The following is a 15,860-nucleotide window of genomic DNA, read 5'->3' as shown; positions in this document are numbered from 1 at the left end:
TTACGGATAACCGCCACTACCAGCCGCGATCGACGTTACGCACCTCGCCCGTCCGGGCGTCCACGTAGACCTGCATCCAGCGGCCGGCGCGGTCGCGGCCTTCGATCTGCCATTCGTCGCCGAGGAACTCGGTGTGCGAGACAGTCATGACGCCGATATCGGTGGCGACATCGAGCGCGGCCTGCATCGATACCTGGTCGCCTGTATCATAAGCCATCGCCGGCGCAGCCGATCCGAGGCCGATCGCGACGATGGCCGGCAAGATGAGTTTTCGCATGGACTGCTCCTGTCGAATAGTTTGACCGTTACGCCCTAAGAACAAGCGGCACCGGCCGGCGTTCCGGCTATCCACTTCACGAAACAGCGGAAACTTTCGGCGGTTGCGGCGATTTGGTGGCGGTTCCCGCGCTGTCGCCACCGGTCTCCGCCGTCGTCCTGGCGAAAGCCAGGACCCATTACCCCAGGGTGGATTCGTTGGAACGGATCGTCACCACGAATCTTCACAAAACGGCTGCCGGTGGTAATGGGTCCTGGCTTTCGCCAGGACGACACTGGGGAGGCATATCGTTTCAACGACTCTCACAGCCACGACGCGCGAAACGCCGCTAAATCCCCGCCACCGAGGTCCACAGCTCCGCCAGCTTGCGCCGTAGCGCTTGCCTGCGCGTCAATACCGCGGGCGTTTCCTCGTCCTCCGGCAGGCGGAGGCCGACAACGTTGACGCGGCCGCCGGAGATGCTGCGCGCGACCAGCACGATCTCGTCCAGCGCAAGTTCGGCGCCCTCTTTCGGCGCCCGGTCGAGATGGACGTCGAAATAGTCGGCGAGCGTCAGCTTGCCCTCGTCCTCGCTCACCTTCACGCCGTAGATCTCGGCGAGCTCTGCGAGCGTGTGCTCGCCGGAGACCATGAAGTCGCCGAGCAGATGCGGATCGGGCGCGGTGCTCGCTTGCATGTCGACGAAGAAGCGGTCGAGCGATTCGGCCTTTTCCGGCGGCGCCAGCAGATAGATGTAGTCGCCGGGTGCGATCGGCTCGGCTTCCGTCGGCGTCAAAATGTTCTCGTTGCGGATCACCAGCGTCGGCTTCGACCAGGACGGGATCAGGCCGCGGCGGAAATACAGGCTCTTGGGCCGCACCGGATAGCCGACGAGCTGCTGCTCGAGCTGGCCGGGCAAGTCCAATTCGACACGCCGCGGGCCGCGCTCGGCGCGCGGCAGCGCCACATGCAGCTTGCGCGCGGCCGGCGCCAGGGTCCAGCCTTGCAGCAGGAGCGAGATGATGACGACGACGAAGGCGACGTCGAAATAGAGATAGGCCTTCGACAGTCCCACCAGCATCGGGATCGAGGCCAGGAAGATCGCGACCGCGCCGCGCAGGCCGGTCCAGGCGATGAAGATCTTTTCACGCCAGTTGAAGCGGAACGGCGCGAGGCACACGAACACCGCGATCGGCCGCGCCACCAGCATCAGCACGAATGCGACACCCACTGCCGGCAGCACGCTGGCGCCAAGCCGGCTCGGCGAGACCAGTAGGCCCAGCAGCAGGAACATCACGATCTGCGCCAGCCAGGTCGCGGCGTCCAGGAAGGCCACCACCTGATTATGTGCGCGCGTCGGCCGGTTGCCGATGATGATGCCGGCGAGATAGACCGCGAGGAATCCCGAAGCGTGCATGATCTGCGAGCCGCCGAAGATGACGAGGGCGGCCGTGGTAACGAAGGGCGCATGCAGGCCCTGTGGCAGCGCCACCTTGTTGAGCGCGATGACGACCAGACGGCCACCGAACACGCCGACGATGGCACCCAGCGCCGCTTCCAGCACGAACTCCATCAACACGTGGCCTGCCGTGCTCGATCCCAGCGAGATGTATTCGACCAGCATTAAGGTGAGGAAGATCGCAAACGGATCGTTGGTGCCGGATTCGGCCTCCAGCGTCGCTCCGACGCGCGGGCGCAGGCGCAGGCCCTGGGTGTGCACCAGCAGGAACACCGCGGCGGCGTCGGTCGAGGCCACCACGGCGCCGACCAGCAGCGCCTCCGTCCAGTTGAGGTCGAGCGCGTATTTGGCACAGGGCGCCGTGACCAGCGCGGTCAGCAGCACGCCGACGGTGGCAAGCACCACCGATGGCGCGAGCACGGTGCGGATGCTGGCAAAGCGCGTCTTCAGGCCGCCGTCGAACAGGATCAGTGCGAGCGCGACCGAGCCGACCAGATAGGTGGTGCGGACGTCGTCGAACTGGAGCTGCCCGGGACCGGAATCGCCGGCGAGCATGCCGATCGCAAGGAAGACGAGCAGCAAGGGCGCGCCAAAGCGCAACGCAAGCAGGCTTGACAGGATCCCCGCCAACACCAGGACGGCGCCGAGCAATATGGCGAGGCTGACAGAGTCGAGGGAGGCCATCCACCTTCCGGGTACAAATCGCTGGAATTGCATCCTTATCGTCGGCGGACTCCCGCGCCAACCCATTTTCTCCCGCTCGCGGCAATCCGCCCGCATTTTGCAGGCTTAACGCGCATCACATGCGGGTGTATCGGTGGTCCGGCCGCGCCCTTTGTGGGATTCTGCGGCGCCCTCGAATCAAAGCCTCCCGCCCGCTTCCCGACGAGACCGATGGACATGGACCTCAAAGACTTCATGGAGTTCGTGCAGACCACCGCGCGCAGCGTCGGGGCGGAAATCTCCTCGCCCTGGTTCTACCTGCAATTCGGGCTCATTCTGACCGCGGCCGGCATCGCCTATGCCGCGGAAGCCGCCGTTCGCAGCCGCGTCGACATGACCTCGCTGGCGATGCGCTGGCCGCTGCCGCTCCGGCACTTCGTCCGGGTGATGGTCTCCAGCGCCTCGACGGCGGCGTTCACCCTGCTCGTGATCGTCTCCCGCGTGGTGATGTACCACGCGACCTGGCCGAGCCGCAGCTATCTCTTGATGGTCGCCGCCAAGCTGGGCTTCGCCTGGCTCGCGATCCGGCTGCTGACCTCGGTGCTGCGCAACGCCTTCATCGTCAAGATGGTGTCGATCACGGCCTGGTTCGTCGCGGCGCTCTCCATCCTCGGCCAGCTCGATGCGACGGTCGACCTGCTCGATTCCTTCGCCATCGTGCTCGGCGGCCTGCGGCTGACGCCGCTGCTCGTGATCAAGGCCGGCGCGCTCCTGCTCATCGCGCTCTGGCTCACCAATATCGCCAGCAATTTCGCCGAGAGCCGGATCAACTCGACCACCGATTTGACCCCGTCGGTACAGGTGCTGCTGGGCAAGATCATCCGCATCGGCCTGCTTGCAGTCGCGATCGTGATCGCGCTCGGCTCGGTCGGCATCGATCTCTCGGCGCTCGCGGTGTTCTCCGGAGCGGTCGGCGTCGGCATCGGTATCGGCCTGCAGAAGATCGTGGCCAATTTCATCTCGGGGATCATCCTGCTCGCCGACAAATCGGTGAAGCCCGGCGATCTCGTCACCATCGGCGACAACACCGGGCGGATCAGCGCGATGAAGACGCGCTATATTTCCGTTGCCGCCGGCGACGGCCGCGAGTTCCTGGTCCCCAACGAGGACCTGGTGACGCAGAAGGTCGTCAACTGGACCTACACCGACAAGAACACGCTGGTGAAGATCGCCTTCGGCACCAATTACGACGCGGACCCGCGCCTGGTCTGCAAGCTCGCCGCCGAGACCGCCGCCGCTCATCCGCGCGCGCAGAAGGGCAAGCCGCCGAACAGCATTTTGACCGAGTTCGCCGAAGCCGGGATGAAGTTCTCGCTGACCTTCTGGATCGCCGACCCCGACGGCATGGACAACGTCAAGAGCGACGTGATGCTGTCGCTGTGGGACGCCTTCAAGCGCGAGGGCATCCGGGTTCCCTACCCCGTCCGCGAAATCCGCATCCGCGGCGGCGCCCTGCCGGTGGAAACCACCGTAGAAGTCCCGAATTAGGCCCGCTTGCGGACGCATGGCAGGCTTTGGCTTGCATGAAGGCCCGCGATCATTAAATTAGGGCCCGAAATCAAGCCTTTCCGCCGACATCGAAATCAGCCCGAGCCCGTAAAGACCGTATGATGAGCTACGTCGAAGCCTCCGATACCTCCCTGCGCAAGACCGGACAGATCAAGCTGCATGGGCCGAGCGCCTTTGCCGGCATGCGCAAGGCGGGAGCGCTGGTGGCGAAGTGCCTCGACGAGCTCACCGACATCGTCGGGCCCGGCGTTCCGACCGAGCGCATCGACCAGTTCGTCCGCGACTTCGCCTTCAGCCACAATGCCTATCCGGCGACGCTGATGTATCGCGGCTATCGCTATTCGACCTGCACCTCGCTCAACCACGTGGTCTGCCACGGCATGCCCGGCGACCGTCCGCTGAAAGAGGGCGACATCGTCAACATCGACGTCACCTTCATCGTCGACGGCTGGTACGGCGATTCCAGCCGGATGTATGCGGTCGGCCCGATCGCGCGCAAGGCCGAGCGCCTCATCGAGGTGACGTATGAAGCGATGATGCGCGGCATCGCCGCGGTGAAGCCCGGCGCCACCACCGGCGACATCGGCCACGCCATCCAGAGCTTCGTCGAGCCGCAGGCCATGAGCGTCGTGCGCGATTTCTGCGGCCATGGCCTCGGCCGCATGTTCCACGACGAGCCGAACATCATCCATATCGGCCGCCCCGGCGAGGGCGTGCAGCTCAAGCCCGGCATGTTCTTCACCATCGAACCGATGATCAATCTCGGCAAGCCGCACGTGAAGATCCTGTCCGACGGCTGGACCGCGGTGACCCGCGACCGCTCGCTGTCGGCGCAATTCGAGCATTCCGTCGGCGTCACCGACACCGGCGTCGAGATCTTCACGCTGTCGGAGCGGCACGGCGAGAAGCAGATCGGGTGATCCCGGGCTGACCTTCGGGGTCGTCGGCTGGCGTGAACCGGATTTGCCGCCGCAATTGACGGTTGCAAAAACGCCGATCCGCGGCAATGCTGGCGGCCGATGCCCGCCAAGACCGACCACGACAAGAGCAAGCCTGAGGAAGCGCCGCACTATCTCGGCCATCGTGAACGGCTGCGCGAGCGCTTCTACAGCGCCGGCGCGGACGCGCTCAGCGACTACGAGCTGCTGGAGATGGCATTGTTTCCGGCACTGCCCCGACGCGACACAAAGCCGCTGGCGAAGACACTGATCAAGACTTTCGGCTCATTCGCCGAAGTCGTCCATGCCCCGGTGGCGCGCCTGCGCGAGGTCGACGGCGTGGGCGAGCCCGCGATCCACCAGCTCAAGCTGATCGCAGCGGCGGCGCACCGCGTCGCCAAGGGCGAGGTCAACAGCCGCAACGCGCTGTCGTCCTGGAACGAGGTGATCGACTATTGCCGCACCAGCATGGCGTTTGCCGACAAGGAGCAGTTTCGCCTGCTGTTCCTCGACAAGCGCAACCAGCTCATCGCCGACGAGGTGCAGCAGACCGGCACCGTCGACCACACCCCGGTCTATCCGCGCGAGGTGATCAAGCGCGCGCTTGAGCTATCGGCGACCGCGCTGATCCTGGTGCACAACCACCCCTCCGGCGATCCCTCGCCGTCACAGGCCGACATCCAGATGACCAAAGCGATCATCGACATCGCCAAGCCGCTCGGGATTGCCGTGCATGACCACATCATCGTCGGCAAGAGCGGACATGCGAGCCTGCGCGGGATGCGGCTGATCTAGGAAAGCATGGCCTTTCAACGCACGACAGAGATGCCACGTCAAACGCGATAGGGCCGATCGCTCAGTAGCAGTATCGCGGGTCGACCGGGACGTAGGAGCCGTCCCGGCGCTGCATGTAGCAGCCGCGCTGATAGGCGTAGTAGCCGGAGCGGCGGCGTTCGCCCTCAGAGGCGATCGCGGCGCCCGTGCCGGCACCGACGACAGCGCCGATGGCGGCGCCGCGGCCACCGCCGATGGCGCCACCCACGATCGCTCCACCGACGCCGCCGAGGATGGCACCGCCAATCGCGTCCTGCGCCACCGCCTCATGCACCGGGGCCGCGATCGCGACCGCCAGACACGCCGCCATTCCAAGACGTCCAATACGAAGACCTCGAAGCATGCTCTCGCCCTCCCTGTGGTGGAGCCAGTCATAGCGCCGGAACAGGATTCGGACCAGACAAATTGCCGACGCCGCAACTCGCGACGCTCCGCGATGGCGTCGGAAGCGCAGCGCGAAGACGGCTCAAACCGCGCTGCGTGCGATGCACGCGCCGGTCAGCTCCATCAAGCATCGACCCAGCGCTGCACGGCCTCGGCGGTGTCGGCGGGCGTGGTGTTGAAGCAGATCGCGGCGTCAGGCGCCAGGCGGTGGACGAGGTTGAGCACCTTCTCGAACAGCAACAGGCGCTCCTTCGGTTCGCGCAGGCCCGCGCCGATCACGACGCAGTCGAAGCGCTCGTCGCGCAGCGCGGCCGTGACGGCGGCCTCCGCTGCGGCGTCGAGATCGATCAGGCAGCTCGTGACCTCGTAGCCGAGATCGCGCAAACGCAAGAGCTGCGCCTCGATATAGCCGCGCACGAGGTCCGGCGTCAGTTGCGGGAATGCGCTGTAGTCGGCACTGCCGGGCTCGATGCCGATCGCGAGGACGCGCTTGGTCATACAGGGCTCCTTGCAGGGCTCCTTGCCGGACTGCCTCGCGTCGCTAACGGAGGAACAGCCCCGCCGGTTCCCTCGCGGGCGGTCGCCCCGATCCCGGTCCTGCCGCCCATTTTCCCGCCAAGGCTGTAACCCAGTTCACACGCGACGTGCCGGTGGCCTGCCAGATTTGCGGGAGATCACGCTGGCGTCACGTCCTGATCACGGCACCTGGTTCACCTTGACTGACACGGAGTTGCGATAATTCATCAATTGCGGGAGCGGAAAATGGTCTCATTCGAAAATCTGAAAAACGAATACGAGCGGAATTGGGCCAATCTCGAGATCCGGCCTTCACGCCTCTCCGACGCGAACGCGGTCGCACGCAAGGCCATCAACGGCAAGGCGACCTATCAGCAGATCGAGCGGTCGACCGGCGTCCCCTGGTATTTCGCCGCCCTCTGTCACTACCGCGAGTCCAATTTCGATTTTGACACCTATCTCGGCAACGGCGAAACGCTTCATCGCGTGACGACCGTCGTTCCGAAAGGGCGCGGTCCGTTTGCCACGTTCGTGGACGGCGCCGTGGACGCTTTCAGAATCGAAAATTTCGTCGGCGCTCACGATTGGGGGATTGCACGGATTCTGTTTCGGCTCGAAGCGTTCAACGGCTTCGGCTATCACGCCAAGGGCTGCAATTCGCCCTATCTCTATGGCGGTTCGACGCTGTATGGCCCGCCCGAGGCAAGGGCCGGCAAATTCGTCCGCGATCATGTGTTCGACCAGAACCACGTCGATTCCCAGCTCGGCACCGCGGTGATCCTGCATGCGATGATGTCGCTCGATTCCTCGATCACCCTCGACGGCAGCCCGCAATTCGCGACCCGCTCCGAACCGGAGGACGACGCGGCGTCGACGATCGTTCTCATGCAGCAGGCGCTCAACAAGCTCGGCGCCAATCCGCCGCTGGCCGAGGACGGCATCAGCGGAGCGAAGACCAGGGCCGCAGTCTCGCAGTTTCAGCAGCAGAGCGGCCTGAGGGATACCGGACTTCTCGACGGCGCCACAGTAGCCGCCCTCACGCGCGCGGCGCAGTCGGGGCCCACCAGACCGACCGGCGATGTATCCCAGATCATGAAGCGGCTGGAGGACCTCGCGCAATTGCTGCGTCCGCCGGTCGGCGGTGTGACGCCGGGAACCACGACATTGGGCAACACGCTGCCTGCCACCAGCGATCCGATCAGCCTGTTCGAACGGCTCTTTTCCCTCGTCAACAAGACAGCCCCCATGCCGGGACCAGTCACCCCGACCAGCCCCGCCCCCGTCGATCAGTTGAAGCAGGTCGTCGACCTGCTCAGCACTTTGCTCAGCAAGGACGGCAAGCCCGTCCTCGGCCAGGTCAATGGCGCGCTCGGCGACACCCTCGGCAAGCTGCTTGACGGCAAGAAGACCGCGCTCGGCATCGGCGGCTCGCTGATCACGGCGCTGCTCACTTCGGTGACGGCGAGCCCCAACGCGGGCGGTCTTGCCGGATTGCTCGGGACGATCGTGTCCGCCGTGCCGGGCCTCGGCCAGTTCGCGATGCCGATCTCCCTCGCGCTCACGGCCTGGGGCGTGCTCGGCAAGCTGGAGAAGTGGGCGCAGGGCACCGCGCCGCCGCCGAAGCCGACGACTTAGAGACGCTCCCCGCGTAGGGCCGCGGCACGGCGTTCCATCAGCGCGCGTTCACGTCCGTTGGTGGCGAGATGCGCGGCGGCTTCGAAAGCCCGCCGCGCCTCTGCGAAGCGCCCGAGCTTTTGCAGGAAGTCACCACGAACCGCCGGCAGATGGTGATAGGCCGCAAGCGCCGGCTCGCCGGCGATTTCGTCCAGCACGTCAAGCCCGGCTTGCGGTCCCTCGGCCATCCCGACCGCGACCGCGCGATTGAGCTCGATGACCGGCGAGCGCAACAGCCGCGCCAATTCGGCGTAAAGCTGCGCGATGCTCCCCCAATCGGTGTTTGCGACCGACTCCGCCGTGGCGTGATGCGCCGCGATGGCGGCCTGAAGCGCGTAAAATCCTTTCGCGCCGCCGAGCTCGCCGGCACGGTCGAGCGACCGCAGGCCACGACGGATCTGCAATTGATCCCAGAGCGTGCGATCCTGGTCCATCAGCAGAATGGGATCACCATTCGCATCGGTGCGCGCATGCGCACGCGAAGCATTCAGGTCCATCAGGGCGATGAGGCCGTGAACTTCCGGCTCGTCCGGCGCCAGACCGACGAGCACCCGGCCCATGCGCAACGCCTCGTCGCAGAGCTGCGGCCGCAACCATTCCTCTCCCCGCGCCGCGAGGTAGCCCTCGTTGAAGATCAGATAGACGACCTCCAGCACCGAGGCGAGACGCTCTGACAACGCTTCGCCGCTCGGCGTCTCATAGGCGAGGCCGGATCCTGACAGGGTCCGTTTGGCACGGACGATGCGCTGGGAGACGGTTGCTTCCGGCACGAGATAGGCGCGCGCGATTTCTGATGTGGTCAAGCCGCAGATCATGCGCAGCGCCAGCGCCGCGCGGGCCTCGCGTGACAGGATCGGATGACAGGCCGTGAAGATCAGCCGCAACAATTCGTCGCCGATGTCGTCGTCGAGCGCGGCATCGAAATCCGGCACGGCCGCCTGCTCCTGCAACATGTCCCGCGCCAGCATGTCGTGCTTGTCCGCGAGCATCTTGCCGCGGCGCAGATGATCCAAAGCGCGGCGCCTGGCGATCGTCATGAGCCAGGCGCCGGGATTTTCGGGCACGCCGATGATGGGCCAGGATTCCAGCGCCGCAACCAGCGCGTCCTGGGTCAGCTCTTCCGCCAGCGGCACGTCGCGCAGCATCCGCGACAGCGTGGCGATCAGCCGCGGCTGCACGACGCGCCAAGTGGCGCGGATGACGCGATCGATGTCGGTGTCGGCGGCCGTCATCGCCGCCGAAAGAGACGAGCGGTGCTGTCCATCAGGCGTGGGCGGCTACCCCTGCACGCGCGTTGACCTCACAGGCCACGTCCATACCCGGCGTGGCGAATGCCCGTAATTCGCAGGTGCCTTCCCAGCCGGGCATGTGGTCGAGGTGCAACTGCATGAATTCCTTGGCCATCGCCAGGGCCTCGTCCTTGTCGCGCAATTCGAAAATGGCATAGCCGCCGATCACCTCCTTGGCCTCCACGAACGGGCCGTCGATGACGCTGAGCTCGCCGTCCGCGACATACACTCGCGCGCCGGTCGCAAGCGGCATCAGGCCGCCATTGTCGAGCATCCGGCCGGCCTTGATCTCCCGTTCGGAGATCCTTTGCATCGCCTCCGCCAGCGCCGGGGACGGCCCTGCCAGGGGCTTCGGGGAAGTAACGATGTACATGAAGCGCATGCAAAACTCCTGTTGAGGCGAGACGCGGCCGGTTCGGCCGCGAAATCAGCTCGCTATTGGGATGACGATCCAGCCGGCGCCGGATCGACATCAGCAACGGAAAAATTGCGAGGCCGGGCGAACGCTACTGCCGCAGCATGATCAGGGGATCGGCGGTGTCAGGGACGCGCCGCCACTGCGCGTTGTCGTCGGCCTCGAACTGCCAGGCCTCGCCGGCCTTCGACAGCAGGATGATCTGGCCGCGCTCGAGCCGCCATTGCGTCGGGTTGAATTGCGCGATCGCCGCATCGCATTTCGGCTTGAGGAAGACCTGGAAATTGTCGGGCCCGGCTTCCGTGTTGGTCAGCGTCAGCCCGCAGACCGGCTGGCCGTTGCCCCGCACGATCGACCAATCGCCGATCATCTGGTCCATCGACTTCGCCATCGAGCGGGCTGCGGCGAGGTCTTGCAGGATGTAGACGCCCTCGCCTTGCCGCAGGCCCTCGAAGATGCCGGCCTCGACCTCGGTGAAGTCGATCACGGCTTCACCGGTCGCATCCTGCAAACGGACGATGTCGAGACCCTTGACGCTCCAGGCCACGATATCCTTGGTGAAAGGCAGCGCGGCCTTGCAGGCCGGCTCCAGTTCGAGCTTGAAGCCTTGAGCCGCGGCGTCGGCCTTGAGCGTGACGACGCAGGTCTTGCTGCGCTCGGTGGTCGAGAGCTCCCACTGCCCGGGCATCTCCTTCTTCAGGGTCGTCGTATCCTGCGCACGCGCAGTGGTGATCGCGGCAACAGCCGCGATCATCAATGTAACGACCCGAAGAGCTCTCATCAGCGCCCCTTGAACGGCGTTTCCGCAACCGGCGTCAACGGCGCCTTGCCGGCGAACCATGACTTGAGGTTGTCGACCACGAGCTGATCCATCGCGTTGCGCGTCACCACCGAGGCCGAGCCGATATGCGGCAACAGCACGACGTTCTGCATGGTCTTGAGCTCGTCCGGCACGTTCGGCTCGGCCGCGAACACGTCGAGACCAGCGGCAAGAATAGTGCCGGACTTGAGCGCCTGGACCAGCGCCGGTTCGTCGATCACAGAGCCGCGCGCGACGTTGACCAGCACGCCGCGCGGGCCGAGCGCCTTCAGCACCTCGGCGTTGATCATCTTTTCGGTAGCAGCGCCACCGGGGACGATCACCATCAGCGTGTCCACCGCCTTCGCCATCTCGATCAGGTCAGGGTAGTGCTTGTAGGAGACCTCCTTGGACGGATTGCGGGTGTGATAGACCACCGGCACCAACGAGGCGTCGAGCCGGCGCGCGATCGCCTGGCCGATCCGGCCCATGCCGACGATGCCGACCTTGCGGTCGCGCAGCGAGCCGACGCTGAGCGGATAGTTCTGCGTCTGCCAGAGGCCGGAGCGCACATAACGGTCGGCCTTGATGAACTCGCGCACGGTGGAGATCAGAAGGCCCATCGCGACGTCGGCGACCTCCTCGGTCAGCACGTCGGGCGTGTTGGTGACGATGATGTTGTGCTCGGCGGCGTATTTGGCGTCGATGTGGTCGTAGCCGACGCCGAAGCTTGCCACCATCTCGATCTTGGGCAATTGCGACAGCGAATCCTTGTCAGCGCGGACGGTGTGATAGGTCACCGCCACGCCGCGGATCTTTTCGCGGACCGCCGGTGTCAGCCGCTCGAGATCGCCCCGCGTCTCCGCCTTGTGCACGACGAAATGATCGGAAAACCCGTTATCGAGGATCGGCCGGACCGGCCCATAAATCAGAAGGTCGATCTTTTCGGACGAAATCGAACCGGTGGTCATCAGTTGTCCTTTCCAAGCGCGCTCTCATGCCAGCGCCGTAAAACGAGGTGGGAAACTAGCGCCAGCACCCCATAGATGACAATCCCGGCCAGCGACAACAACAGCAGCGCTGCGAACATGCGGGGTATGTTCAACCGGTAGCCGGATTCGGCGATCCTGTAGGCGAGCCCGGAGCCGGCGCCGGCCGTTCCCGCCGCGATCTCGGCCACGACCGCGCCGATCAGCGACAGGCCGCCGGCGATGCGCAGGCCGCCGAGGATATAAGGCAGCGCCGCGGGCAGCTTGAGAAAGCGCAGGGTCTGTTGTGGCGAGGCGCCATAGAGCTGGAACAGGCCTGAGAGGTTGCGATCGACCGAATTGAGCCCGAGCGTGGTGTTCGACAGCACCGGGAAAAAGGCGACGATGAAGGCGCAGACCACGACCGCGGTCTGCTGCTCCAGATAGATCAGCAGCAGCGGCGCGATCGCGATGACAGGGGTGACCTGAAGCACCACGGCATAGGGGAATAGCGATGCTTCCACCCATTTCGACTGGTTGAACAGCAGCGCCAGCGCGATGCCGCCGATGCTGGCGGCGACAAAACCTTCAAGCGTGGTCAGCAGCGTCGCGGCGAGCGATTGTGACAGCACCTCCCAGTCCTTGACCAGAGTCAGGAAAATGACGGAGGGCGCCGGCAGCACGTAAGGCGGGATGTCCTTGATGCGGACCACGAGCTCCCAGGCGAGAAGTCCCGCCGCGAACACGATGACGGGCAGCACGAAGCGCAACGCGCGTTTTGCGCCGGACGGCTTCGCAGTGACGGTAGCTTGCGCATTCATAGCGTCGACTGCCCTGAATAGGACGGCGCCAGCGCGGCCGACACTTTCCGGCAATAATCGGAATAGGCGACTGAAGTACGAAACTCCTCGCCGCGCGGCTCGACAGTCTCGATGCGGATGTCGGCCTGGATGCGGCCTGGCCGCGCCGTCATGACCACCACGCGCTGCGACAGATAGACGGATTCGAACACCGAATGAGTGACGAAGATGACGGTCTTGCGAAGGCTGCGCCACAGCGCAAGCAAATCGTTGTTGAGGCGGAAGCGCGTGATCTCGTCGAGCGCCGCGAACGGCTCATCCATCAGGAGGATATCAGGATCCGTGACGAGCGCGCGCGCCAGCGACACCCGCATCTTCATGCCGCCGGAGAGCTCGCGGGGGAAAGCCTCGGCGAAATCGGCAAGCCCGACGCTCGCCAGCGCCTCGTCGGCACGCGCGCGCGCGTCCGCCTTCGGCACGCCTGCGAGCCTCAGGGGCAGCCGCACGTTCTCGCGCACGCTGGTCCAGGGCATCAGGGTCGGCTCCTGAAACACGAAGCCGATGCCGTGACCTGGCTGAACATGGCCCGGCAGCGCCGCGCCCTCGTGACGCGCCAGCCTCACGATACCGGATGACGGCGCGCTGAGCTCGGCGATCAGCCGCAGCGCGGTGGACTTGCCGCAGCCGGACGGCCCCAGCAGCGAGATGAACTCGCCCTTGCGCACGGCAAGATCGAGCGGGCCGAGCGCCATCACGCCGTTGTCATAGACCTTCGTCACGCCGCGCAGGCTGACGGACAGGGCCGTCAGGCCGCTCTCGACCCCCGCGGAAGTTTTGACTGGCGACATCGACTTGCGCTACGGCTTGCTCGGGCGCAGCTCGACGCCGACGCCCTTGTTGACGAAGCGCAGCGTATAGGACCTGCGGAAGTCGAGGTCCGGCTTCACGACGCCCGCCTTCACCATCTTGTTGAAGAAGGAGGTGTAGCGCTCGTCGCTCATCGCGCCGATGCCGTTCTTCAGCGACTCGCCGGAATCGACGATACCGTATTCCTTCATCTTGGCGACGGAATAGGTCAGCAGCTCGTCGGTCATCTCCGGATTGAGCTTCTTGATCATGGCGTTGCCCGCGGAATTGTCACGGTAGATGTAATTGTACCAGCCGATCATGGAGGCATCGACGAAGCGCTGCACCAGGTCGGGCTTCTTCTCGACCACGTCGCGGCGGCTCTCGATCAGGGTCGAATAGGTGTTGAAGCCGTAATCGGCGAGCAGCAGCACGTTGGGCTTGAACCCGGCGGCCTTCTCGACCGCGAACGGCTCGGAGGTGACGTAGCCCTGCATCGCGCTCTTGGGATTGGCGATGAAGGGCTGCGGATTGAAATTATAGGGGCGAACGTTCTTCTCGCTGAAACCGTATTCGGACTTCAGCCACTGGAAATAGCTGGTCATGCCCTCCTTGGAGACGAACAGCGTCAGCGGCTTGAGGTCCTCGATCCTGGCGACCTTGGCGTCGGGCTGCGTCAGCATCACCTGCGGATCCTTCTGGAAGACCGCGGCGATCGTCACGACCGGGACGTTGTTGGCGATCGCGTCGAACGACATCAGCGTGTTCGCGGCCATGAAGAAATCGATCTTGCCGGCGATCAGGAGCATCCGGTTGTTCTCGTTGGGACCACCAGGAACGATGGTGACGTCGAGCCCGTAGCGCTTGTAGGTGCCGTCGGCGACGGCCTGGAAGAAGCCGCCATGCTCGGCCTCGGCGACCCAGTTGGTACCGAAGGTGACCTTGTCCAGCGTCTCGGCACGCACGGGCAGGGCCGCGAGAGAAGCGGCCACCAGGGCCCCCGTTAACGCTCGCCGCGGATGGATGGGGCGCATGATTGGACTCCGTCGATCGTTCCGGCCCATGATAAGCAAGAAATTTCGGGAGACGCGGCCGGCCGGGCAGCGTCCCCCGAAGAGCTCCAAATTACGTTACAAATCGGCGCAAAGAAACCTCGATGAATTCGTCCCTGCCCCGCGACTGGACCGACATCAACTGGAGCGAGATCGCGCCCTCGGAACCGTCGCGCTGGATCGCGGTGCTGCCGCTGGCGGCGACCGAGCAGCACGGCCCGCATCTGCCGCTCGAGACCGACGTGCTGATCGCGGACGCCTATCTGGCGCGCGTGCGCGAGCTTCTGCCCGAGAGCATTCCGGCGATATTCCTGCCCGTTGAACCGGTCGGGATTTCCACCGAGCATATCGACTATCCGGGCACGCAGACGCTGCCGACTGAAATCGCGCTGAAGCGATGGACAGGGATCGGCGAGGACGTCGCGCGGCGCGGATTGAAGAAGCTCGTCATCATCACCAGCCATGGCGGCAACAGCGCGGCAATGATGCTGATCGCCCAGGATTTGCGCGCGCATCACAAGCTGCTCGTGGTGACGACCTCATGGTCGCGCCTGTCAGGTGCGGACAAGCTGTTTCCGGCGGACGAAGTGCGCCACGGCATTCATGGCGGCGCGGTCGAGACCTCGATCATGCTGGCGCGCTATCCCGAACAGGTGCGCATGAATGCAATCGCGGATTTTCCCGCGAGCAGCATCGCCATGGAGCAGCAATATCGCTGGCTGTCGACGCAGCGGCCCGCACCGTTCGCCTGGCAGGCGCAGGATCTCCACGCGAGCGGCGCTGTCGGCAACGCGACGCTGGCCGTCCCCGAGAAGGGCGAGCAGCTGATCGACCAGGGCGCCCGCGCCTTCTGCGAGCTGCTTGCCGAGGTTGATAACTTCGACGTGAACAGGCTCGCCAAAGGCCCGCTCGGCTAGCTTGCATCTCATTGTAATCATTCAGGAAGGAGTCGAACTTCACGACTGGATTCGCGGCCTTCGAACCAGATTCGAGGAGCCTCCGTCCAACTGGGCACGCGGGCCACAACGGACCGCCTCAACCCGGATGGAGTTTCAAATGTCGATCAAGACCAAGATTTTCGCTGTTGCCCTTGCTGCGCTCACCCTGACCGGCAGTGTCGTGGCCACCACCTCGCAGGCGCAAGCCAAGCAGCCCGGCTGGGGCTGGGGTGTGGGCGCCGGCATCGCCACCGCCGCAATCGTCGGCACCGCGATCGCCGCCAGCAACGACCCCTATTACAACGGCTATCACCGCTGCGGCTGGGTCGCCCAGTACAACGCCTTCGGCCAGTACGTTGGCCGCGTTCGCAGCTGCTACTGATCTGGGTACCTGAGGCCGATCTCACGTGGATCCTGCGTCCGACACGGGCGCCTCATCCACCCCGTGTCGTGCCCCGAC

17 protein-coding genes are annotated in these 15,860 nt (G+C 65.0%); 6 read left to right on the top strand and 11 right to left on the bottom strand.

The annotated features are described in order from the left end of the window. Positions 1-16: 16 nt before the first annotated feature. Positions 17-277, bottom strand: coding sequence for a PepSY domain-containing protein (locus tag QCM77_RS37750; protein WP_279666096.1), 261 nt, complete (start codon positions 275-277; stop codon positions 17-19). A 328-nt stretch (positions 278-605) separates the two neighbouring features. After that, complete coding sequence (locus tag QCM77_RS37745) at positions 606-2,399, bottom strand: potassium/proton antiporter (protein WP_280096271.1); 1,794 nt, start codon at positions 2,397-2,399, stop codon at positions 606-608. A gap of 210 nt (positions 2,400-2,609) precedes the next feature. Here QCM77_RS37745 and QCM77_RS37740 point away from each other — a divergent pair, with 210 nt between their 5' ends. The 3 genes from QCM77_RS37740 (at position 2,610) to radC (ending at position 5,680) form a co-directional block, all read left to right on the top strand. Next, positions 2,610-3,926, top strand: coding sequence for a mechanosensitive ion channel family protein (locus QCM77_RS37740; RefSeq protein ID WP_280096270.1), 1,317 nt, complete (start codon positions 2,610-2,612; stop codon positions 3,924-3,926). A 122-nt stretch (positions 3,927-4,048) separates the two neighbouring features. Next, positions 4,049-4,867, top strand: a complete 819-nt coding sequence (map, locus tag QCM77_RS37735; RefSeq protein WP_279664944.1) for a type I methionyl aminopeptidase — start codon at positions 4,049-4,051, stop codon at positions 4,865-4,867. A gap of 99 nt (positions 4,868-4,966) precedes the next feature. Then, the gene (gene radC, locus QCM77_RS37730; protein WP_279690375.1) at positions 4,967-5,680 is read left to right on the top strand and encodes a RadC family protein; all 714 of its coding nucleotides are present in this window, start codon (positions 4,967-4,969) and stop codon (positions 5,678-5,680) included. Positions 5,681-5,741: 61 nt separating this feature from the next. On the opposite strand, the gene QCM77_RS37725 is transcribed toward radC, so the two are convergent. Together QCM77_RS37725 and QCM77_RS37720 are read right to left on the bottom strand one after the other, a co-directional pair. Further along, positions 5,742-6,062 (bottom strand): YMGG-like glycine zipper-containing protein, encoded by a 321-nt coding sequence (locus tag QCM77_RS37725; protein WP_279664937.1) that lies wholly within the window; start codon positions 6,060-6,062, stop codon positions 5,742-5,744. A gap of 164 nt (positions 6,063-6,226) precedes the next feature. Further along, on the bottom strand, positions 6,227-6,601 hold the full coding sequence (locus QCM77_RS37720; protein ID WP_280096269.1) for a hypothetical protein: 375 nt from the start codon (positions 6,599-6,601) through the stop codon (positions 6,227-6,229). A gap of 264 nt (positions 6,602-6,865) precedes the next feature. Between QCM77_RS37720 and QCM77_RS37715 the strand changes: the two genes are divergently transcribed. After that, complete coding sequence (locus tag QCM77_RS37715; RefSeq protein WP_280096268.1) at positions 6,866-8,254, top strand: peptidoglycan-binding protein; 1,389 nt, start codon at positions 6,866-6,868, stop codon at positions 8,252-8,254. Here QCM77_RS37715 and QCM77_RS37710 read toward each other — a convergent pair. From QCM77_RS37710 to QCM77_RS37680, 7 genes are all read right to left on the bottom strand, one after another. Continuing rightward, entirely contained in the window at positions 8,251-9,525 is a 1,275-nt protein-coding gene (locus QCM77_RS37710) for an RNA polymerase sigma factor (protein WP_279664932.1), read from the bottom strand. The genes QCM77_RS37715 and QCM77_RS37710 overlap by 4 nt on opposite strands. A gap of 31 nt (positions 9,526-9,556) precedes the next feature. Then, complete coding sequence (locus QCM77_RS37705) at positions 9,557-9,964, bottom strand: YciI family protein (RefSeq protein ID WP_279664930.1); 408 nt, start codon at positions 9,962-9,964, stop codon at positions 9,557-9,559. Positions 9,965-10,088: 124 nt separating this feature from the next. Further along, the gene (locus QCM77_RS37700; RefSeq protein ID WP_279690370.1) at positions 10,089-10,778 is read right to left on the bottom strand and encodes an AprI/Inh family metalloprotease inhibitor; all 690 of its coding nucleotides are present in this window, start codon (positions 10,776-10,778) and stop codon (positions 10,089-10,091) included. Next, positions 10,778-11,767 carry a 2-hydroxyacid dehydrogenase gene (locus tag QCM77_RS37695; RefSeq protein WP_279664927.1) on the bottom strand — a complete coding sequence of 330 codons (990 nt, stop codon included), beginning with the start codon at positions 11,765-11,767 and terminating at the stop codon, positions 10,778-10,780. The genes QCM77_RS37700 and QCM77_RS37695 overlap by 1 nt, the downstream gene beginning before the upstream one ends. Beyond that, positions 11,767-12,585, bottom strand: coding sequence for an ABC transporter permease (locus QCM77_RS37690; RefSeq protein WP_279664926.1), 819 nt, complete (start codon positions 12,583-12,585; stop codon positions 11,767-11,769). The genes QCM77_RS37695 and QCM77_RS37690 overlap by 1 nt, the downstream gene beginning before the upstream one ends. Then, the gene (locus QCM77_RS37685; RefSeq protein ID WP_280096267.1) at positions 12,582-13,412 is read right to left on the bottom strand and encodes an ABC transporter ATP-binding protein; all 831 of its coding nucleotides are present in this window, start codon (positions 13,410-13,412) and stop codon (positions 12,582-12,584) included. Before QCM77_RS37685 ends, QCM77_RS37690 begins: the two co-directional genes overlap by 4 nt. 9 nt (positions 13,413-13,421) lie before the next feature. Next, positions 13,422-14,444 carry an ABC transporter substrate-binding protein gene (locus QCM77_RS37680; protein WP_280096266.1) on the bottom strand — a complete coding sequence of 341 codons (1,023 nt, stop codon included), beginning with the start codon at positions 14,442-14,444 and terminating at the stop codon, positions 13,422-13,424. 122 nt (positions 14,445-14,566) lie between these two features. On the opposite strand from QCM77_RS37680, the gene QCM77_RS37675 reads away from it, so the two are divergent. Then, entirely contained in the window at positions 14,567-15,379 is an 813-nt protein-coding gene (locus tag QCM77_RS37675; RefSeq protein ID WP_280096265.1) for a creatininase family protein, read from the top strand. A gap of 139 nt (positions 15,380-15,518) precedes the next feature. Further along, positions 15,519-15,782 (top strand): hypothetical protein, encoded by a 264-nt coding sequence (locus QCM77_RS37670; RefSeq protein ID WP_279664922.1) that lies wholly within the window; start codon positions 15,519-15,521, stop codon positions 15,780-15,782. Positions 15,783-15,860 lie beyond the last annotated feature (78 nt).

It is taken from the genome of Bradyrhizobium nivariense (genome assembly GCF_029846695.2).
Classification (GTDB): Bacteria; Pseudomonadota; Alphaproteobacteria; order Rhizobiales; family Xanthobacteraceae; genus Bradyrhizobium.
The sequence above is the reverse complement of the archived record's forward strand: the minus strand, read 5'-3'. Positions and strand labels throughout refer to the sequence as shown.